The sequence below is a fragment of the Nocardioides kribbensis genome (assembly GCF_015070375.1).
In the GTDB taxonomy this organism is placed as follows: domain Bacteria; phylum Actinomycetota; class Actinomycetes; order Propionibacteriales; family Nocardioidaceae; genus Nocardioides; species Nocardioides kribbensis.
Window position 1 is genome coordinate 121,900 of record NZ_JADCLL010000008.1, and the last position, 18,441, is coordinate 140,340.

Below are 18,441 nucleotides of genomic sequence, written 5' to 3' on the forward strand. Positions count from 1 at the left end.
GAGCGGGTCGGCCTAGTCCGTCGTGACTACGTCCTTTGCTTCCTGATGGCCTGTTGGGTGAAGCCAGCCCGGGCGTTCCCAGATCGTTCACTCAAGTCGCCGTTCCTCGTTCCCGTGGCCTCCCGATGCTTACGTCGCTCCGCCACCCCGGGGCCCTGACCAGTGAGGAAACGGCTCGACGGTGACTACCCTGCCCACGTTCGACCGCCCGACCATCGAGGGCGACGTCAGACCACGACGTGTTTCCCGCACACCTCGCGGGGCCGACGCCGTCTTCGCCCACGCGATGCGGGCCGTGGGGGCCTCCGTGCTGGTGATCACCGGTGGCGTCGGACTGTTCCTGGGCTGGCAGGCCTTCCCGACCCTCCAGCGCTACGGCCTGTCCTTCTTCACCACCGAGGTCTGGGAGCCTGACACCGACGTGGTCGGCATCGCCGGCATCCTCGCCGGCACGGTCTCGGTGGCCGCGGTGGCGATGGTGATCGCCTTCCCGCTGTCGCTGCTGACCGCGCTCTACATCAGCGAGTACGCCCCCGCCCGCATCAGGCCCACGCTGGTGTCGCTGGTCGACCTGATGGCGGCCGTCCCCTCGATCGTCTACGGCCTGTGGGGGTTCTTCCTGGTCATGCCCCACGCCGCCGAGCTCGCGTTGTGGCTGCAGCGCAACCTCGGTTGGCTGCCGTTCTTCCAGGTCCGCGACACCGACCCCGACGCCGCGGTCTGGGACACCAGCCGCTACGTCGGCAGCGCCTTCTGCGCCGGGATCGCGGTCTCGATGATGGTGATGCCGATGGCGTGCGCGGTGATGCGTCAGGTCTTCTCGCAGACCCCGGTGGGGGAGAAGGAGGCGGCGCTGGCCCTCGGGGCGACCCGCTGGGGCGTGGTGCGGTCGGTCGTGCTCCCCTTCGGACGCGGCGGCATCATCGGCGGCACCATGCTCGGCCTGGGGCGCGCCCTGGGCGAGACCATCGCCGTCGTCCTCATCATCTCGGTGGCTTTCGAGGTCAAGCCCAACCTCGTCGAGATCGGCACCGCCACCGTGAGCTCGACCATCGCCGGCCGCTTCGGCGAGGCCGGCCCGGCCCAGCTCTCTGCGCTGCTGGCCGCCGGCTTCGTCCTGTTCCTCATCACCCTGGCCGTCAACACCGTGGCCGCGGTGGTGGTCAACCGCGGGCGGTCCGGCGCCGGGGTGGAGGCCTGATGACGACGACCCACGACACCGCGCCCGCCCACGACGTCACGGTGCGCCTCACCGCGGTCGGCACGACCCGGTTGCCGGGAGAGCGCGCCGACCTCGACGCCGCGCCCGCGCTCCCGCGACCCGGTCTCGGACGTCCTACGCCTGCGGAGCGCTTCCTGCGCTGGGCGCCGTGGCTCTCCGGGCTCGGGGCGGCGTGGCTGGTGACGCAGCGCCTCCTGCCGCTCTCGGGCGTCCCGTGGTTCCTGATCGCCTGGTTCGTGGCCGGGGTGCTCCTCACCGCCGTGGTGACCGCGATGACCACGGGTGTCACCGACATGCGCGACCGCGTCGCGGAGTCTGTCGTCACCGGTGCGGCCCTCCTCGTGGGCGCGGCCCTGCTGAGCACGGTGCTCTTCGTGGTCGTCCGGGGCTGGCAGCCCCTCACGCACCTCAATTTCTTCGTCGACGACATGAGCGGCGTCGGCCCGAAGGAGTCCCTCGACCGGGGTGGGGTGCTGCACGCGATCGTCGGCTCGTTGATCCAGCTCGGGATCGCGCTGCTGATCACCCTGCCGCTGGGCATCGGCACGGCGGTCTTCATGACCGAGGTGGGTGGTCGCTTCGCCCGCGTGGTGCGCACGGTGGTGGAGGCGATGACGGCGCTGCCCTCGATCGTGGCCGGACTCTTCGTCTACACCGTGTGGATCGTGGCGCTGGGCCGCGACCGCTCGGGACTCGCCGCAGCCTTCGCCATCGCGGTGATGATGCTGCCCATCATCGCCCGTGCCGCCGACGTCGTGCTGCGGGTGGTGCCCGGGGGGCTCCGCGAGGCAAGCCTCGCCCTCGGCGCCAGCCGGTGGCGCACCGTGTGGCACGTCGTCCTGCCGACCGCTCGTCCCGGCCTGGCCACGGCGGTCATCCTCGGAGTCGCTCGCGGCGTCGGTGAGACCAGCCCCGTGCTGCTGACCTCGGGCGCGGCTCCGTTCTTGGTGAAGGGGCCGACCGACGGGGTGATGAACTCGCTCCCGCTCTTTATCTACACCAATGTGCGCAGCGGCGAGCCCACCGCGATCAACCGCGCCTTCGGGGCCGCCACGGTCCTGCTCCTGCTCGTGCTGCTCCTCTTCGTCCTCGCCCGCCTTCTGGCGCGCCCCAAGCGGGCCCGCTCGCGCCCCGGCCTGCGCCGCTCGATGGGCGCGTCGGTGCGCGCCCTGGTGCCCAGGCGCACCCCCGCCCCGCCTGCCCCGCCCGTCCCGTCCGAGGAGAACCGGTGATCCCCGCCGCCCGCCCGTCCCGCCCCGCCGTCCGAGGCCTCCGTCGTACGCCGCACCGGGCTCCGCTCGGCCTCGTCATGCTGGTCGCAGCGGCGCTCGCCGCCGTGCTCGCTCCGGCCACGACGTCCTCCGCCGCCGGTGGCGATCTCGGCGACCCTGCCGCGCGCGTGGCCTATGCCCAGATCGAGGGCACCGGCTCCACGTGGTCGGAGCTGATCGTGCAGCAGTGGATCGCCGACGTCGACGCCAACGGACTCAAGGTCGTCTACACCGGAGGCGGGTCCTCGAAGGGTCGCAAGGACTTCGCCCAGGGCTCCACCGACTTCGCCATCTCCGAGATCCCCTACCAGGGCACCGACGAGACCGGTCAGGCCGACACCAGCAACGGTCGCGACTTCGCCTACCTGCCGATCGTGGCCGGAGGCACGGCCTTCACCTACCAGCTCAAGGTGGGTGACGAGCTCGTGCGCAACCTGAGGCTCTCGGGCGAGACGCTGACCAGGATCTTCACCAACCAGATCACCAACTGGAACGACCCGGCCATCACGAAGGACAACAACGGGCGCGCCTTCCCGTCGCTGCCCATCACGCCCGTGGTGCGCTCCGACGGCTCCGGCACGACGGCCCAGCTGACGTCGTGGATGGACCGGGAGTACCCCTCGATCTGGCGTCCGTTCTTCGGTCGGTCAGGGCTGACGTCCTACTACCCGCGAGAAGGTCGGGCGATCAGCCAGGCGGGCTCCGACCAGGTCATGAACACCATCGCCAGCTTCGCCGGCAACGGGACCATCGGCTATGTCGAGTACTCCTACCCCGTCAACAAGGACTACCCGGTGGTCAAGGTGCTGAACCGGGCCGGCTACTTCGTGGAGCCGACGCAGTACAACGTGGCGGTCGCCCTGACGAAGGCGTCGATCAACCCGCAGACCCTCACCCAGGAGCTCGGCGGGGTCTACGCCAACAGCGACCCGCGCGCCTACCCGATCTCGTCGTACTCCTACATGATCCTGCCGACCGGCGCGAAGGACCCGCGCATGACCACCGCCAAGCGGCAGACGGTGGCCGACTTCCTCTACTACTCCTTGTGCGCCGGACAGGCCAAGGCCGGTCCCTACGGCTACTCGCCGCTGCCGCTCAACCTCGTCCAGGCCGGCTTCGACCAGGTAGCCAAGCTCAAGAAGGCCGATCCCGCCGTCGACCTCACCGACCGCGACGTGCGCTCGTGCAACAACCCCACCTTCGACGGCAAGAACCTCAGCAAGAACAAGCTGGCCGAGATCGCCCCGCAGCCCGCGTCCTGCGACAAGGTCGGCGAGGGTCCGTGCGGCACCGCCACCGGCACCAACCAGCCCTCCACCGACGAGGCGACCGACGGTGGCGCCGGAGCGGCGCCGGCGAGCACGTCGGGTAACGGCGCCGACGGCGGGGGAGGCGGTGAGGGTGCAGGCGCTGGTGTGCCGAGCTCCGGGGGCGTCCCCGGTGCGGGAGCGGGGGGTCTCGACCCGGTGACCGGTGAGCCGGTCTCTGCCGCGGCGGCGACCACCGGCGACGCGCTTTACGCCGATCCGAGCACCGTGCTCAGCGCTGACCGCCCCGGTGACCGACGCGCCTTCGGGTGGCTCTCGGGGCTGCTCCTACTCGCCCTGGTCACCGTGCCTGGCGTCTACGTCACGGCGGTGCGTCGCCGTCGCTCGAACGGAGGCCTGCGATGACCCGGCGCCACGGGGCGTCCTGCGGTGCCCCACTCCGCGGCCTCACCCGTCTCCGAGCCCGCGACCCGCGACCGCTGCTGGTCGCCGCGCTCGCCCTGGCGCTGGCCGGGGTGGTGCTCGTGAGCTCGCCCGCCACTGCCGACCCGACGGTCACGGCGCGGCCGAAGCCGGCCTTCAGCCAGACCAAGACCCTGCAGCGGGTCTTCGACAACGGCGACGGCACGACGTACGCCTTCCCCGAGCGGCAGGTGACGGTGACTGCGGACCAGACGCAGGACCTGCGTGGTCGTCAGCGCGTGGAGATCTCCTGGTCGGGGGCACAGCCCTCCGGGGGACGGGCCAGCAACCCCTACGGCGAGAACGGGCTCCAGCAGGAGTACCCCGTCGTCGTCATGCAGTGCCGTGGCGTCGACGACCCGTCGCTCCCGGCCGCGCAGCAGGTGGCACCGTCGACGTGCTGGACGACCTCGGTCGCGCAGCGCTCCCAGGTCAGCCGCACCCCGGCCGAGGCGACCTGGACCCGCGACCTGCTCGCCGCCGACGCCGACCGCGAGCGGGTCTCCGGGGTCACACCGTTCCCGACCGCCGACACCTGCCCCACCGCCGACATCGCCCCCTTCTTCACGCGGCTCACACCCTTCGTCGCACGCGACCGCACCGTCCACCTGGCCTGCGACGCCGCGCACATGCCGCCGGAGGCGGCGGTCGGGGCGGCGTTCCCGCCACACGAGCTCGCGGCCTTCACCGACGCCGACGGCACCGGCTCGGTGCAGTTCGAGGTGCGCAGCGAGGCCGAGAACGAGTCGCTGGGCTGCAACGAGCGCATCGCCTGCTCGATCGTCGTCATCCCCATCATGGGCCTCAGCTGCGCGGCCCCGGCGACGCCGCCGACCCCTGCTGACGCGGCCTGCCGCAAGGGCGGGCGGTTCCTGCCCGGATCGAGCAACTTCGCCGCGGAGGGCGTGGACCAGGCGGTCTCCCCGTCGCTGTGGTGGTCGGCCTCGAACTGGGACAACCGCTTCACCATCCCGATCACCTTCGGTCTGCCGCCCGACGCCTGCGACGTGCTCGACGACCGGGCGCCCACCGGGTTCTACGGTTCCGAGCTGCTCGCGCAAGCCGCGCTCCAGTGGTCGCCCGCCTACTGCCTCGACGAGTCGCGCTTCAAGTTCCAGCTCAACCAGATGTCCGACGACGCGGGGTGGAACCTCATGGAGGCCGGCGAGGGCGCCGCGGCCGAGGTCTCCTCCGAGCACGAGCGTCGGGGCAGCGACCCCGTCGGCTACGCCCCCACCGCGGTCACCGGCTTCGGCATCGGCTACGTCATCGACCGACCCGACAACCAGGGCGAGTACGACGACCTGCGCCTCAACGCCCGCTTGGTCGCCAAGCTGCTGACCCAGTCCTACCTCGGCTCCGACCTGGGACGCGGCCACCCGGGCATCGGGGAGAACCCGCTGTCGATCATGACCGACCCCGAGTTCCAGCGCCTGAACCCCGGGCTGAGCACAACCAGCCAAGAGGCGGGCGCCGCGCTCCTGCAGCTGTCGAGCTCCTCCGACGTGGTCGAGCAGCTCACCGGCTGGATCGCCCAGGACCCGCAGGCCGTGGCCTTCGTCAGCGGCGAGTCCGACCCGTGGGGGATGCGCGTCAACCCGGCGTACGAGGACATCTCGCTGCCCCGCGCCGAGTGGCCGCTGCTCGACACCTTCGTGCCCCAGACGCAGAACACCTGCCGCCAGGAGAACCCCGCGGTCTACTTCACCCAAGTGGCGGCGCCGGTCACCACGCTGCGCAAGGTCGCCGAGGCGCTGCTCGACGGCTGGCCCAACGTGCAGACGCGCTGCGAGTTCGACCAGTCCACCCAGCAGTACAAGCTCGGCCGCATCGACCGGCAGTCCTTTGGTTCACGCTTCGTGCTCGGGCTGGTCAGCCTCGGCGACCTCGAGCGTTACGGCCTGCGCGCCGCAGCACTCGAAACGGCCAAGAACCGCTACGTCGAGCCCGACGACGCCTCCCTCGCCGCGGCTGTGGCGCTGGGGGAGCAGGCTGAGAAGCTCGGTCCCTTCGTGCTCGACCAGGCCGACGTGCGCCGCAGCACGCGGGCCTACCCGGGCACCATGGTCGTCTACACCGCGGCCAAGACCTCCGGCCTCGACCAGCCCACCGCCGACAAGGTGGCGCAGTTCGTGCGGGTCTCCACGACCGAGGGGCAGGTGCCCGGCTCGGGCAACGGGGAGCTGCCCGCGGGGTACCTGCCCATCAGGCGCACCGGCGTGACCGCAGCGCTCTTCGACTCGGCGCAGCGGGTGGCGGCAGCCATCGAGGCCCAGGCTCCCGCGTCGTCACCGGCGCCTCCGCCGGGCGGCGACGCCGGCGGGGGAGGGACCGCCGGCGGCGGCGCGGGTCTCCCGGGCCCGTCGGGGGACGACGCGGGCGGGGTCCCGGACTCCGAGGAGCCGACCGGCGGCAAGGCGGCTCCGTCGACCGAGCGGGCCGACGCCGCCACCCAGGCGGTGGCCATGCCCGCAACGACCGCGATCTCCTCGCGATGGTCCGGCGGGGTCCTGCCGAGCCTGCTGCTGATCGGGCTGCTAGGCGTCGCGGTGGCGAGCATCCTGCGCTTCTTCCTGCAGCCCGTCCGCGGCGCCACGACGGGGGCCGTCCGATGAGCGTGACCGAGGCCCCGGACCAGCCGACGGTGGAGCCACCGCGCCCGGGGCAGGGCCGAGAGTGGCCGCGTCGCGGACTCCGGGGCCGTCCGGGTAGCCGACGCACCGCACCGCCGAGACCACGACGGACCCAGGACCCCACGGCGGCGGCGATCTCCTCGGCGTTCGGGATGCTGGCCCTGGTCTGCCTGTGGCCGGCGGTGCAGCTGCTCCTGCTGGGCTCGCTGTCCCAGGACCGGGCCCAGGAGCTGCTCTACGACGACTTCCGCACGGCCGTCGCCTCCGGCACCGCACCCCTCGGACCCGTGACGCCGGTCGGCACGCCCGTGGCCCTGGTGACCGCGCCGTCCATCGACCTCGAGCAGGTGGTGGTCGAAGGCAGCGCCTCCGGCGACACGCTGGTCGGACCCGGGCACCTGCGGAGCACGGTGCTCCCGGGGCAGGAGGGCACCTCGGTGGTCCTCGGGCGCGCCACGACCTACGGCTCCCCCTTCGCCGATCTCACCGACCTCCGAGTGGGCGACCCCATCGACGTGGTGGTCGCCCAGGGCGCCACGCGCTTCACGGTGCTCGGCGTCCGACGCACCGGCGACCCCTACCCCCAGCCGCGTCGGGAGGGGGCCGCACGGTTGACCCTGGTCACCGCCGAGGGGGTGGGTCGGCTGGCGGCGCTCCGGCCCTCGCAGGCCGTGTACGTCGACGCCGAGGCGGCCGAGGCGCTGCCCGCTCCGCCGGGTCTGCCCACCGCGGTGCCCGAGGCGGAGGAGGTCATGGCCGGCGACCCCGCGGCCCTGCCGCTCCTCGCCCTGTGCCTGGCCCTGCTGCTCGCACTGACGCTGGCCGTGATGGCTGCCCGGCAGCGGTGGTCCACCGCCGTCGTGTGGGTCCTCGCCTGCCCGTTGGCCCTCGCGCTGTCGTGGGCCGCCACCGACGTCGTGATGCGACTCCTGCCCAACGTCATGTGACCACCTCGTCCCCACGATCCCCGGGAGCCCCAGCGCGCCCGGACCACCGCCACACCCCTGCACCATCCCGCACCGCCCGCTCGCCGCTCCGCCCCGTCGCACCACCCATCCGAGAAGGAAAGAGAAGAACCCGAGATGTTCTCCCGCACCTCCCTGCGCGGCCTGCTGGTCGCCACCCTGGCCGGATCCTCGCTCGCCCTCGCCGCGGCTCCTTCGCAGGCGGCCGTCGACCCCGACGACACCACCTTCACCCCGGTCGCCGGTGACCTGATCGGCGTCGGCTCCGACACCAGCCAGCACGCGCTCAAACTGCTGGCCGACGGCTTCAACGGCGGTCGCACCTCGGGCCGCCTGTCCTCGTTCGCCGCCACCGGCGGCGGCGACATCGCCCTGCCCAGCGGCTCGATCGCGCGACCCAACGGCTCCGGTGCCGGCAAGGCCCTGCTCTACGGCGCGGGCAACAACCCCGACATCGACTACGCCCGCTCCTCCTCGGGACCGAGCACCACCGAGGTGCAGGCCGGCCTGCAGAGCTTCCCCTTCGCCCTCGACACCCTGAAGATGGCCGTCTCGGGTAACACCCGGAGCAACGCCCCGACCAGCCTGACCGCCAAGAACATCGTCGACATCTACAGCGGCGCGGTGACGAACTGGTCGCAGCTCGGCGGCACGCCGGGCGTCATCGCGCCCAAGATCCCCCAGGCGGGCTCCGGCACCCGCAGCTTCTTCGTCGCCCAGCTCAAGGCGGCCAACAACGGCGTCGACGTCGTCCTGGCCAGCTCCGTGGCCGAGGTGCAGGAGCACGACGACACGCTCGTCAAGAACGACCCCAACGCGGTGGTGCCCTTCTCCGAGGGTCGCGCCGGGCTCCTCGGCTCGACCCTGACCCTCGAGGGCGGCTTCAAGGCCGACCGGGCCCTCTATAACGTCGTGCGCGGCACCGACGTCGGCTCGGCCCCGGTCCTCGCGGTCTTCGGGGAGGACGGCTTTGTCTGCTCCACCGAGGCTCGCGAACTGATCGAGGCTGCCGGGTTCAAGCAGCTGGCCACCTCCGCCCGCGGCGGGGTCTGCGGCAGCCCGACGCAGACGGCCACCAGCAACTTCACCCTTAACCAGGCCGTCGCCACCACCACCGCCCTCAGCGCCTCCACCGCCAAGGCCAACGCGGTCACCCTCACCGCCGTCGTCAGCGGCTCGACCGCGCCGTCGGGCACGGTGACCTTCCGCGAGGGCGCCACCGTGCTCGCCGCCAACGTGCCGCTCACCTCGGGCCAGGCCGTGACGACCATCCCCGCCACGCCGGGCGCCCACACCTACACCGCCGAGTTCTTCCCCGCCGCGGGCTCGCAGTTCGAGGGCAGCAGCGACCAGGCCACCGCGACTGTGCGCGACCTCGCCACCTCCACGATCAGCGAGTCCTTCCCCAGCACGGTCAAGGCTGGAAAGAAGGCGACCGGCACCGTCACCGTGAAGCTGTCGGCCGGCACCGCCTCCGGCCCGGTCAAGATCAAGGAGGGAGCCAAGACCCTGGCCACGAAGACCCTCTCCGGGGGCAAAGCCACCCTCACCCTGCCCAAGCTGAAGGCCGGCAAGCACACGCTGAAGGTGGTCTGGGCCGGCAGCGCCTCGGCGTCGGGTTCATCGACATCGTTCACGATCAAGCAGCTCAAGCGCTGACCCACCCCTGACGCGGGGCGGGCGGCTCACCGCTGCGCCGTCCGCCCCGCCCGGAGGCCGGGGGAGCCACCGACTCCCGCGCCTGCGCACCGCACCACCCGACACGCGAACCGAGAGAGAACCATGGACACCGACGCGACCTCCGTCCTCCCCGCCGTGCCCGCTGCGCCGAGCACGCCCGTGGCGCGGCCCACGACGCCCGGCGTGGACACCGCCGCGCCCCTCGCCGAGCTGGTCGCGCGCGACATCACCGCCTGGTTCGGTCAACGCAAGGTCCTCGACCGGGTCTCGCTCACCATGCCCGCAGGCGGGGTCACCGCCCTCATCGGGCCCTCCGGCTGCGGGAAGTCGACCTTCCTGCGCATCCTGAACCGCATGCACGAGCTGGTGCCCTCTGCCCAGCTCGCGGGCGAGGTGTGGCTCGACGGTGAGGACATCTACGACCCGGCAAAGCGTCTCATCGACGCCCGTCGCGCCATCGGCATGGTGTTCCAGAAGCCCAATCCCTTTCCCGCGATGTCGATCCGGGAGAACGTGCTGGCCGGCCTGCGGCTGACGGGCACCCGCGCGTCGAGGTCGGCGAAGGAGGAGCTGGTCGAGTCGTGCCTGACCAAGGGCGGGCTGTGGCACGAGGTCAAGGACCGTCTCGACGCCCCCGGTGGCGGGCTGTCCGGCGGGCAGCAGCAGCGGCTGTGCATCGCCCGGTCGCTGGCGATCAAGCCCCGCGTCCTGCTCATGGACGAGCCCTGCTCGGCGCTCGACCCGACCTCGACGCGGGTCATCGAGGAGACGATGCTCGAGCTGGCCCGGGAGGTCACCATCGTCATCGTCACCCACAACATGCAGCAGGCCGCGCGGGTGTCCTCCCAGTGCGCCTTCTTCCTCGCCGCCCACGGCACGCCCGGCGTGATCGTCGAGCACGGCGACACCCGGGCGATGTTCGAGGCTCCGCGCGACGAGCGCACGAGCGACTACGTCAACGGCCGCTTCGGGTGACCGCCGGCCCGCGCGTGGCGTCCGCCGGCGCCCTGGTGCTGGTGCTGGGTGTCGGCGGGATGGCCGGTCTGGCGCAACTGTCCACACCGGGGCGCGAGCTGCTCCCCGCACCGGTCTCCGCCCCGGTCCCGCCGGTGTCCGCTGCAGGGACCGAGCCCGCCAGCGGCGCCGACCCCGCCCCCGCGCCGACGGTCGACCCCACCTGGGTGAGCCGCACCTCCGCCGCGACCGGTGTGCCGGCTCCCGCCGTACGGGCCTATGGGCAGGCGCAGCTGTCGGGGATCGCTGGCTGCGACCTCGGCTGGACGACCCTGGCCGGTATCGGGTGGATCGAGTCGCAGCACGGGACACTCGGCGGTCGGACCCTCGGTGAGGACGGTCGCTCCTCCAGCCCGATCCTCGGTCCGGCCCTCGACGGCACGGGTGACGTGGCTGCGATCCGCTCCACGCCTGCCTCCGCCGCCTGGCACGGGGACCGCCGTTGGGAGCACGCGATCGGCCCCATGCAGTTCCTCGCGTCGACCTGGGATCGGTGGGCCACCGACGGCGACGGGGACGGCTCGGCGGACCCCCTCGACCTCGACGACGCCGCAGCGGCCGCCGCCCGCTACCTGTGCGCGTCGGGGACCGATCTCGTCACCGGCCCGGCCTGGAGCGCCGCCGTGCTCTCCTACAACCCCTCGCGCGAGTACGTCGACTCGGTGCGCAGGGCCGCCCAGGTCTACGTTGATCGCCTTGACTGAGGTCTCGTCACCGGTTCTGCGGTTCACCAGCGTGGTCTATGGTCCCGAGAGTGCTGACGCCAGGACCACTAGGACAGTCGCAGCACCGGGCGCACCGCTGGGTGGAGGACCGCTGCGCTGCTTGTTCGCTCACCCGCGCCGAGATGCTCCTGCTGGATGACCTGGACCGAGTGGTGACTGCTGTCGTCTTCACGGTGCACGGCGCAGCGATCAGACTTCTGCTGTTCCCGCCGATGAGAGGCACGGCAGATGGCAGCCGCGTTGCTGCAGCCCGCGAGGCCTACCCCGAGGTCGCTCGTGGAGGTGAGCCCGGGTGCCCTGGGGAGCCCGGCCGGGTGGGTCGGCGTAGGAAGAGCTACCTGAGGCGGCGCAGCCGCGTCCCACCCCTGCCGCCGGCCACGTCTTCGTCCGCTCCACTGGGGCATCTCGACTGTCGGCCCCATCGGAGCAGGGATCGAGGTCGTGAGGTTCTGAGGACGGGAGCCGGTGGACCGGGTCCATCGACTCGGTGACACGTCGGGGCCGATCGCCGTCGACGCCCAGTACTCGCGCGCGCGGAATACTGGGCGCCCCCACGAGACAGTGGACCACCCCGACAGGCACGGTGTCTCGTCCTGGCTAAGACCTCAGCCGGTTCGGACCATACTCAACTTCGGCAGGCTCCAATCGCTCCACATGCGGCCTCGTCACCACCCGGATCGAACGTCTTCCATGAGGGCGCAGTAGACGGATCGTCGAACTCGACAGCCCTAAGTTGCGGAGCCCCGAGTTGCTTGCGAGGGGCCTCGTTCTGCGCCGGCGACGTCGAGACGGGCGATGAGCCCCGAGCGACGTGCAGTCGGTCGCGTGGCCACGCTAGGCGGCCCGCAATGACGAATTTGCGCCGAACGACCTGGACCTGGACTCCACTCAAGAAGAGCGAGATCACCTGGCGGCGGACGCTGGAGTAGAGCTCCCCGATAGTCGGAGGGATGCCCGGACGAGGCCGCTGGCCACAGCTGGTTGCAGGGGGCCTAGTAGGCCTTCTTGGCTCCGTAGGCCGCCTGGTCGTAGGTGAAGCCTTCGAACTGCAGCTGCTCGATGAGTCCGGAGAGCGAGAAGCTGGTGTAGCCAAGGTAGGACTTCGCCGACTTGAAGGCTTGCTCGTTCCAGTTGACCTTCAGGTAGTCGACAGCAAATGTCGCGTCGGCCGTCTTGTACCCCTCGAATTGCAGCTGCTCGATCAGACCCGTACGCGAGAACGCGGTGTAGTCGAGGTACGACTCAGCCGCGCTGATGGCGTTCTGCATCGCCGTGGTGATCTTGGATCGCGTGGGGTCGGCGGGGAAGTCATCTTCTGAGTCCGCGACCGCGTCTCCGTCGGAGTCCTTGCTGTACCGCTCGTTCTTCGGGAAGTCATCGATTGGGTCAGCGACGCCGTCTCCGTCGGAGTCCTTGCTGTACTTCGCGTTCTCGGGGAAGGCGTCCTCGAAGTCCGGGATGCCGTCCTTGTCGGTGTCGACGTCGTCCCGGGTCTGGACCTTAGGGTCTTCGGGTCGGTGGTCCTCGGCATCATTGACGCCGTCACCGTCGGTGTCCACGGGTTCCGGCTCGACCGCTGGCTCAGCCTCAGCAGATGTGGTCGGGGAGACGGCCGCCGGCTCGGTCGCAGCGGCCTCCGGCGCATCCTCGTCCGGCAATAGGCTGCCCACAACCGCCAGTGCGAGGACAACGGCCGCCACGATCGCCCACCAACGGAGGTACCAGGGCTTCGTGGCCGCCGACCCGGTCGTCGCACCCTCTCCCGCCGGAAACGAGGGTCGCGGAGCCTGGGCCGCCGAAGGGGGACGGGGCTGGGTGTGGTCTGTCCAAGCCTGGCCGTCCCACCAGCGCATTTGGTGGCTGTTCGTCTGATCGGGGAACCATCCCGGACCGGGCGCGTCAGTGGGCATGGGATGTTCCCCCGAGTGGTGCGTGTCGATTGCAGATGAGCCGCAGAAGATTCGGCCTCAGCAGGATGTCATCGACAGAGCCAGCCTGTTCGGAGAATGGCAAAGGAGTTGTCACGACGAACCCCTCAGGTGGTAACTGAGGGCGGGGCTGGGAGCGCTCAGTTGCCGAGTCTCGATTCAGTCAGAGCAGTTTGCGCATGGGGGCCCGGTGCCCGGGTGAGCGGTCTCGCAACCTGTCACCTGATGGTGCATCACACCCGCCGGTGTTGCATCGACTGGTTGAACCCGGTCAGGTCACGCGCTCTATGGACCGGCGACGCGTCGGGTCGCTCCAGAACTTTCCTCGTGACGGATGGAACCGGTGCGGGGGGCTGGATGGTCTTGAAGGACAGTGATGACCGTGAGCAGTAGTGACTTCGAAGAGTTCGTGGAGGCGAGATGGCCGGCGCTGGTGCGTGCAGCTTGCCTTTTGGGATGTTCTGTCCCCGAGGCAGAGGACTTGGTGCAGTCGACGCTGGCGAAGTGCTATGTCCACTGGGGAAGGGTTTCGCGAGCTGGCAACCCCGATAAGTACGTCTATACGGCGCTGCTCAATCAGCTGCGCACGAGCCGACGACGCCGCTGGTGGTCGGAAAGACCCACCGACGAAGTACCCGAAGAGGTGCAGCCCGGTGCCGCTGATCTAGATCGAGCGCTTCTCGTCCAAGACGCGCTGGGGCGGCTGAGTACTGCCCAACGCAGCGTGGTCATCGCACGCCACATCCTCGACTTCAGCGAGTCCGAAACCGCAGAGATCCTCGGCGTCGCCCCTGGCACTGTCAAGAGTCGCCTCTCGCGAGCTCTCGCGCTCCTTGCGAACGACCCCGACATCCTCAGCATCAACAGAACGGAAACATCGTGAACGAGTCCGAAGCCACACAGGCAATGAAGGCTGGGTCGACCGCTCTGCGCATAGGTCCGCCACCAACTCGACAGATCGTTCAGCAAGGGGTTCGCCGACGCCGTCGGCGAAACGCTGCTGTCGGCGCGATCGCCGCCGTCGTCCTGAGCAGCGGCAGCGCGGCCTTGGCTACCTCCACCCTCGATGACAGCAACTCGACTCCCGTGGCTAGCGGGGAAGAATCGAGCTCGGCGACTCCCAGCTCGCCCCCCGGCACCGCCGATCCCTCTGCCGCGCCACAGTCAGACCTGAGCCGCAGCGACCTCACCCAGTACCTCGCGGACCTACCTGGCGTTCCCCTGGCACTTCCTGTGGATCTGCCTGCCGAGTACCGATGGGTCGGACCTTCGACCTATGAGAAGGGCGAGGGGGACGAAGTCACGGTGCGCAGCTCGACCTTCACCGGTTCGTCGAACCGCGCTGAGATGCCTTCAGTCGAGGTCTGTGTACACGACCCCGATGGCCACAGCTGCCCTCAGGGCGCCGAGAGGATCGAACGCCACGTCGAGGGCACCGCGATCACCATCAGCTTCTCGCAGGCGCCCACGGTCGACCAGCGCGAATTCTGGACGGACGCCACCATGTCTTTCGACATGACTACGAACTGGTTGCGCTGACCCGAACGACGAGGAACCAGGGGTCTGTTGAAGAGACGGGGGACTTCCAGATCGGCTTGGACGAGGGTTCTGGCTAGAAGGATGTCCACTGTGGCTGGCAGGTACCCAAGGAGCTTGAGGAAGACGTGATCCGGGTGGCCCGAGATCCTGGACCTCGTTCTCCTGCTCCAGCAGCTTGATCCGATGTTCGACTCACGCAGCGCATCGGACTCGTTCGCCGCCCGAGCGGCGGGTGACGGGTTCACAGAGTTTCGGTCGTCGATCGTGAGCCACCGCTTCAGGCGCGACGGCGAGATCCCGTAGTCCTTCGCGACCTGCGGGATGGAGGAGCCCGAGGTCTTGAAGACCCGGATCACGTCCTCGCGGAACTGCCGGGGAACGCCTTCGGCATGGTGCACATCCTCCCAGCGCCGACACACATCGACGCAGATCAGATGTCACCGATCAGTGCAGCAGACCCGTCCTTGATGGTGCGCGGGCAGCGGCTGTCTCAGCGCTCCGAGACGCGCGTCGCTAGCGTTTCAGAGAGCTTCTCTCTGACGTGACAACCGACGTTGAGACTCAGGTCGTCTTGTGTGTGTGATGGACCGGTGAGCGGCACGGACGCGAGGCCTTCCTTCGAGGAGTACGTCGCTGCTCGCGGCGCTTCGCTGTGGCGCAGCGCGTGGCTCCTGACCGGTGACGCACATCGGGCGGAGGATCTCGTGCAGGCGACATTGCTGAAGTGCTGGCGTCGGTGGCGCCACATCGATAGCGGTGCGGCACTCGACTCCTACGTGCGGCGTGTCATGGTCACGACGTACACCGACTGGTGGCGTCGTCGCTGGCGCGGCGAGGTGCCGACCGAGGTCCTCCCGGAAGAGACGTCGCCTGATGCGACAACCGCTCTCAGTCGCGACGTCCTCGCAGCGCTCGCTGCCCTCCCACGCGGGCAGCGTGCCGTGGTGGTGCTGCGGTTCTACGACGACCTGAGCGTGGAGCAGACCGCGGCCGCGCTCGGTGTCAGCACGGGCACCGTCAAGAGCCAGACCTCTCGGGCCCTGGCTTCCCTCCGACTTTCAGCCCACCTGCAGGAGATGCCGTGAGCGATGTCCATGGGGCCGGTGACGACGGCGAGACCCGCCGCGGCGAGGTCCTCCGGGTGATGCTGCGCGACGCGGTACCGGACGCTCCCGTCACGGTCTCGCGAGCTGCGCCGCTGGTGGCCACCGCCGAACGCCGACGGCGCCGTCGGCGCGCGATAGGCACTGGTCTGTTGGCAGCCGTAGTGGTGGTGGCTGTGATGGCAGGGCCGGTCCTCATCGGCGACTCGCTGCGGCAGGCTCCCGCCCCGGCTGCGCCGGCGGGAGCGGACCGGGAGGGGGCTGCGCCCGAACGGGCCGATCCGTGCCCGGCCGTCATCGACCCCGACCTCGACGTGGTGGAGCTGACCTCCGAGCAGTTGGCTACGGCGTCCTCGGTCCGGCTGTGCGCCGGTCGTGGTCCCGCGTCGCTGGTGCCTGCGGATGCTCTGGTCTCCGCGCTTCCTCGCTTCGCTCAGGATGTCGCTGCCGCTTCGCAGGACCCGGTCGACGGCGCCGGCGAGTGTGGGCCGGCCGTCGGTGTGTGGGACGAGAGAGCCGCGTTGGTCGTCACCTTGGCGGACGGTGCAGCAGTCACTCTTCCGGCGGTCGGAGCCTGTGGCGTGCTCGAGATCGACGGCGAGGCCGTGTCTCCGCTCCGGGTGGGGTCGACTTGGCTGGAGGCATTGGCGGCGCAACGCGAGTCGCTCCCCGCACCCTCGGGTACTCGAGGGAGTTCCTCGGCTGCGCGGTGCAGGGCACCTGCCACGATCGCGCCGATCGACCCCACCGCGGACGAGATCCTGCTGGCGAGGCTCTGTGACGGTGACGGCCCTGGTCAGGGAACTGGGCTCGACGCCGTCGACATCGCAGCCCTGGACAGCGCCTGGGGACTCGCGCGGCAGCGAAGTTGGTCCGGTGTTTCGGGCGACCGCCTCTGCGGGACAGCGGCCGGCGAGAAGCGACACCTCGTCGCGGTCACCGCACGCGGGGAGGTTGTGCGCTTGATGGTCAGCACGTGCGGTGATCTGAGTTGGTCCGGGTGGCGAGGTGAGCAGGCCATCCCGACGACACTCGCTGCGCTGAGATCGACTCGGACGAGATAGATCCGCCATGAGCGGTCCCCAGGCTCCGGGGACCACGGTCAGGAAGACATCCGAGACCAGTCCTCGAAGCGTTGGGCCGATGAGTCTGCTGCACGAATGGTGGAAGGTCAGGACTGTCACCCGTTTGAGCAGCAGGCCCCGGCGACGGTGACGACCGCAGCATCGCTGTGGGTTCTGACCAGACCCGCGTGATGGTGTTCCAGAAGCCCGCGACGACGTCTTGAAGGTTCACCTTCCTGCTCTAATCAAACGACGGGTTGACCTGGGTCTTCATCATGGGAGCGCACTGCGACACGTTCGTTTCGGTCTCGTCCCACGGGGGTTTGGCATGGAGGAGGAGTCGCCCAGCCTTCGGAGGGCACAACATGAAGGGTTTTGGGTCAAGCTGGGGCGGGCCACCAACTGGGCCATGTTCCTCTATGTCGTCGGGCCTATCGCTGCAGCGTTGATTCTTGTCGTGTACTTCGGCGTGCGATCCCTGTCCTGACCGCAGCGAGTCACGATGAGGAGCCTCCCGACACGAAATTGAACTCACAGGTAGGTCAGGTCAGCGGCGCTGCCGCCTTGTCTGTTCGTCGCAGGGCTGAGCGAGGGCGCGATCTGGGAGCGACTTGCCGCTTCTCATGGTGCTGGGACGCCCTGGTGCAATGCGTACGTCGCGAGCATCGTTGGTACCACCGGTCTCGATCGAGACCCCAACTCCGTGCCGAAGGTGGTGCGCTTCGTCTTGGGGGTTCAAAACGCGATCTGCGGTGGCAGATTCGGTCGGGCCTGGACGGTGACCTGAATGCGGGGGCCGGTTGGGGCTACGTCTCTTACGGAGTCGGCGGTCTCGCGTGCGCGCGAGACATCTGCTCGACTGACGGTCCAGCGGATGCCGACCGTTTCTGTAGTGAGGCTGACCTCGATGGCCGAGTCCTCGATGGCGGGCGCGGCAGCCTTTAGCAATGCCGCGACGCTCGACAGATCCGCTTCAGTCACCGTGGCGGCGTGCAACTTGACCTCGAGACCTGACCGCGCGACGAGGTGCTTCACGTCGGCGGGCAGCGGTCCGACCCACCAGAGGTCGAGTGTCGTGGGTTGTCCTGTCGCGTATTCGAATCCGGTGTAGCCCTCGAGGTGGTGGGTCGCGATGAGCTCCTGCAGTTCCGTGATGAAGGGCAGCCGATGATCGACCCCGGAATGGAGCTCGGCGGGCGGGGGGAGTGAGTCGTCGGGCTTCATCTGTCCGAGGGTCCCACGTATCTGACCGGAGAGTAGGAGGCAGGAGCCGCGGCCCTCTCACGCCCGTCAACGACGACGTCATCCGTGCGGGTTTCGTTTGAGCCTCTGGGTCACGTCAAGATGCGCACGCCGGAGGCGAGGAACGCCGAGGTCGCCATGAGCTGCGTGACGAGGATGCGCTGCACCTGCTTAGCGGTCCGTTCGGGCGCCGTGGTCGTGGTGGTGATGATGGGCGTGCTCCTGCGCAGAGAGTCGGATCGTCTGCGGAGGGGCGCCCGGCACATCCGATCCCGCTCCCGAGAAGCCCACCCCCGGTGGCGGTCCCTACGGGTGCGACTCTCCC

Annotated in this window: 14 protein-coding genes and 1 pseudogene; 12 read left to right on the forward strand and 3 right to left on the reverse strand. The window is 69.9% G+C overall.

Translation table 11 applies throughout. From position 1 onward, the window contains the following. The first annotated feature begins 181 nt into the window (after positions 1-181). From pstC to IR170_RS16650, 8 genes are all read left to right on the forward strand, one after another. A complete protein-coding gene (pstC, locus tag IR170_RS16615; protein WP_319805131.1) occupies positions 182-1,201 on the forward strand; it encodes a phosphate ABC transporter permease subunit PstC in 1,020 nt (339 codons plus the stop codon). Beyond that, a complete protein-coding gene (gene pstA, locus IR170_RS16620; protein ID WP_193665930.1) occupies positions 1,201-2,454 on the forward strand; it encodes a phosphate ABC transporter permease PstA in 1,254 nt (417 codons plus the stop codon). The genes pstC and pstA overlap by 1 nt, the downstream gene beginning before the upstream one ends. Positions 2,455-2,531: 77 nt before the next feature. Beyond that, the gene (locus tag IR170_RS16625; protein WP_193665932.1) at positions 2,532-4,166 is read left to right on the forward strand and encodes a phosphate ABC transporter substrate-binding protein PstS; all 1,635 of its coding nucleotides are present in this window, start codon (positions 2,532-2,534) and stop codon (positions 4,164-4,166) included. Then, positions 4,163-6,838 (forward strand): hypothetical protein, encoded by a 2,676-nt coding sequence (locus IR170_RS20065; RefSeq protein ID WP_193665934.1) that lies wholly within the window; start codon positions 4,163-4,165, stop codon positions 6,836-6,838. Before IR170_RS16625 ends, IR170_RS20065 begins: the two co-directional genes overlap by 4 nt. Before the next feature lie 170 nt (positions 6,839-7,008). Beyond that, positions 7,009-7,803: a sortase domain-containing protein gene (locus IR170_RS16635; RefSeq protein WP_193665936.1), complete on the forward strand. Its 795-nt coding sequence runs from the start codon at positions 7,009-7,011 to the stop codon at positions 7,801-7,803. A gap of 135 nt (positions 7,804-7,938) precedes the next feature. Next, on the forward strand, positions 7,939-9,480 hold the full coding sequence (locus IR170_RS16640; protein ID WP_193665938.1) for an Ig-like domain repeat protein: 1,542 nt from the start codon (positions 7,939-7,941) through the stop codon (positions 9,478-9,480). A 123-nt stretch (positions 9,481-9,603) separates the two neighbouring features. Continuing rightward, positions 9,604-10,476, forward strand: a complete 873-nt coding sequence (locus IR170_RS16645) for a phosphate ABC transporter ATP-binding protein (RefSeq protein ID WP_227489464.1) — start codon at positions 9,604-9,606, stop codon at positions 10,474-10,476. Positions 10,477-10,610: 134 nt separating this feature from the next. After that, on the forward strand, positions 10,611-11,219 hold the full coding sequence (locus tag IR170_RS16650; protein WP_319805132.1) for a lytic murein transglycosylase: 609 nt from the start codon (positions 10,611-10,613) through the stop codon (positions 11,217-11,219). 1,013 nt (positions 11,220-12,232) lie between these two features. Here IR170_RS16650 and IR170_RS20445 read toward each other — a convergent pair. Together IR170_RS20445 and IR170_RS20540 are read right to left on the reverse strand one after the other, a co-directional pair. Next, positions 12,233-12,940, reverse strand: coding sequence for an Ltp family lipoprotein (locus tag IR170_RS20445; RefSeq protein WP_319805133.1), 708 nt, complete (start codon positions 12,938-12,940; stop codon positions 12,233-12,235). A 102-nt stretch (positions 12,941-13,042) separates the two neighbouring features. Continuing rightward, positions 13,043-13,150, reverse strand: a pseudogene (locus IR170_RS20540) (DUF2510 domain-containing protein); the annotation flags it as partial. A 400-nt stretch (positions 13,151-13,550) separates the two neighbouring features. Here IR170_RS20540 and IR170_RS16660 point away from each other — a divergent pair. The 4 genes from IR170_RS16660 (at position 13,551) to IR170_RS16675 (ending at position 16,874) form a co-directional block, all read left to right on the forward strand. Beyond that, entirely contained in the window at positions 13,551-14,051 is a 501-nt protein-coding gene (locus tag IR170_RS16660) for a SigE family RNA polymerase sigma factor (protein ID WP_319805134.1), read from the forward strand. A gap of 350 nt (positions 14,052-14,401) precedes the next feature. Then, on the forward strand, positions 14,402-14,707 hold the full coding sequence (locus IR170_RS16665; protein ID WP_193665944.1) for a hypothetical protein: 306 nt from the start codon (positions 14,402-14,404) through the stop codon (positions 14,705-14,707). A 590-nt stretch (positions 14,708-15,297) separates the two neighbouring features. Next, complete coding sequence (locus IR170_RS16670) at positions 15,298-15,792, forward strand: SigE family RNA polymerase sigma factor (protein WP_193665946.1); 495 nt, start codon at positions 15,298-15,300, stop codon at positions 15,790-15,792. Then, complete coding sequence (locus IR170_RS16675; protein WP_193665948.1) at positions 15,789-16,874, forward strand: hypothetical protein; 1,086 nt, start codon at positions 15,789-15,791, stop codon at positions 16,872-16,874. Before IR170_RS16670 ends, IR170_RS16675 begins: the two co-directional genes overlap by 4 nt. Before the next feature lie 735 nt (positions 16,875-17,609). Here the strand turns inward: IR170_RS16675 and IR170_RS16680 are convergent. After that, entirely contained in the window at positions 17,610-18,098 is a 489-nt protein-coding gene (locus tag IR170_RS16680; protein ID WP_193665950.1) for a hypothetical protein, read from the reverse strand. Between the last annotated feature and the right edge of the window lie 343 nt (positions 18,099-18,441).